The organism is Mesotoga sp. UBA5557, assembly GCF_002425715.1.
In the GTDB taxonomy this organism is placed as follows: Bacteria; Thermotogota; Thermotogae; order Petrotogales; family Kosmotogaceae; genus Mesotoga.
In genome coordinates this window covers 13,253-15,135 of sequence record NZ_DIMV01000014.1, presented here as the reverse complement: position 1 = coordinate 15,135, position 1,883 = coordinate 13,253, and the positions used below count along the sequence as shown (strand labels likewise).

Genomic DNA, 1,883 nt, shown 5'->3' with positions numbered 1-1,883 from the left:
TTCACCCCGCTCGGAAACGCGAATTCGCTTTGGGATACCGTGGAACCAATTCCCGGCCGTCTTACACATGAGGGAGTGAAGTGGGCTCGTGAATTTGGGATATACTTGTGTTTCCCCACCTACGAACGCGGAAGAGAGCGAGGGGTTATATACAACAGCGCTGCTATTCTCGGCCCCGAGGGAATTCTAGGAGTATACAGGAAGACACATCCTTTCCCCACGGAGAGACTGTCGGCGGGAGGTTGGACAACTCCTGGAGTCGATCCGTTAGTTGTTTCGACACCCATTGGCAACATCGGTGTGGTGATCTGCTATGATGGGGACTTTCCCGAGTTGGCAAGAGTTACGGCTCTTAAGGGGGCGGAAGTAATCTGCAGGCCCTCGGCATTTATGAGATCCTTTGATCAATGGGAGCTCACGAACAGGGCGAGGGCGTATGACAATCATGTTTACTGGGTTGCTTCGAATCTCGTTGGCAAGGACGCAAGCGGAGCGAATTTCTTCGGCTCGTCAATGATAGTCCACCCTTCTGGAGCAAAGCTAGTTCAGGCTTCAGGGTGTGAAGAATTCGTTTCTGCCGAACTCGATGAGGATCCGATTAAGAAGATAGTTCCTGGGACGTCTAGAGACCAGATCTTCGACCACATAGAAGACAGAAACCTAGATTCGTACAGGGATATTCTTGCTGAAGGAAAAAGCGTGTTTGAACCTTCAAAACGAATTCCGTACAGGAGGAGATAATTTTGGGTAAACCCCTTGAAGGGCTTTTCGTATTAGATCTTACCCGTGTTCTAGCGGGACCGTTTTGTACGATGCTGCTCTGCGACATGGGCGCAGCTGTTGTCAAAGTTGAACGACCCGATGGGGGCGACGATTCGAGATCATTCAGCCCCTTTGTTGGTGAAGAAAGCGCTTATTTCATGAGTATAAACAGAGGAAAGAAGAGCATTACTCTCAATTTGAAGACCGAGGAGGGAAAGAAGCTTCTCGAAAGGCTGATCGAGAGATCCGATGTTCTGGTCGAGAATTTCAGACCGGGCGTTTTCGAAAGGCTGGGCTTCTCCGCCGAAAGGCTGAAAGAGATGAATCCGAGGCTCATATATACTTGTTCTTCGGGCTTCGGGCACTCCGGTCCCATGAGCCAGAGAACAGCCTATGATTTGATCATACAGGGATTGAGTGGAATCATGAGTATAACCGGTCCCGATGAACAGTATCCAACGAAGGTAGGAAGCTCCATTGCAGACATATTTTGTGGAACATTTGCGTGTATAGGAATACTCGCGGCACTTCAGAGTCGAAACAGCACGGGGTCTGGACAAAAAGTGGATGTTGCTATGCTAGANNAGTATGGTCGCTGTCTTGGAGAACGCAATAGCAAGATATGCGGCAACCGGAGAGATTCCGACTCCAATTGGAAACAGGCATCCATCAATTGCGCCATTTTCTTCCTTTGAGACTCTGGATGGAATGATAAACATAGCTGTGGGAAATGATGGCATCTGGAAGAAATTCTGCAAAGCTATCGAAAGAGCAGACATCTGCGAAGATCCGAGGTTTGCGAATAACCCGTCAAGGGTGAGGAATATCGATCAGTTGATGGAGATTATAGGAGTTCAGCTTAAGAAGAAAACATCCAAGGAATGGCTCGGCACCTTTGAGGCACTGGACATCCCCTCGGGCAAGATAAACAACGTCGCCGATCTTTTTGAAGACGAGCAGATCAAAGCAAGAGAGATGATTGTCGAGGTAACTCACAGGAATGGAACTGTGAAAATGCCTGGTGTGCCAATAAAGTTCTCTGAAACACCGGCATCAATTTCCGGACCTGCGCCATTACTCGGTGAGCATAACGAAGAGATCTATTCGGGAATGCTGGGAAT

The 1,883-nt window shown here is 48.7% G+C and carries 3 protein-coding genes; all 3 read left to right on the top strand.

Going from position 1 to position 1,883, the window contains the following annotated elements; genetic code table 11:
• Window positions 1-741, top strand: a 741-nt coding sequence (locus B3157_RS01110) for a carbon-nitrogen hydrolase family protein (protein ID WP_292588192.1), incomplete at its 5' end; no start/stop codon positions are given.
• A gap of 71 nt (window positions 742-812) precedes the next feature.
• Window positions 813-1,457 (top strand): CaiB/BaiF CoA transferase family protein, encoded by a 645-nt coding sequence (locus B3157_RS01105; protein ID WP_422655666.1) that lies wholly within the window; start codon window positions 813-815, stop codon window positions 1,455-1,457.
• On the top strand, window positions 1,363-1,883 hold a 521-nt coding region (locus B3157_RS01100; RefSeq protein WP_292588189.1), incomplete at its 3' end, for a CaiB/BaiF CoA transferase family protein. The genes B3157_RS01105 and B3157_RS01100, both read left to right, overlap by 95 nt.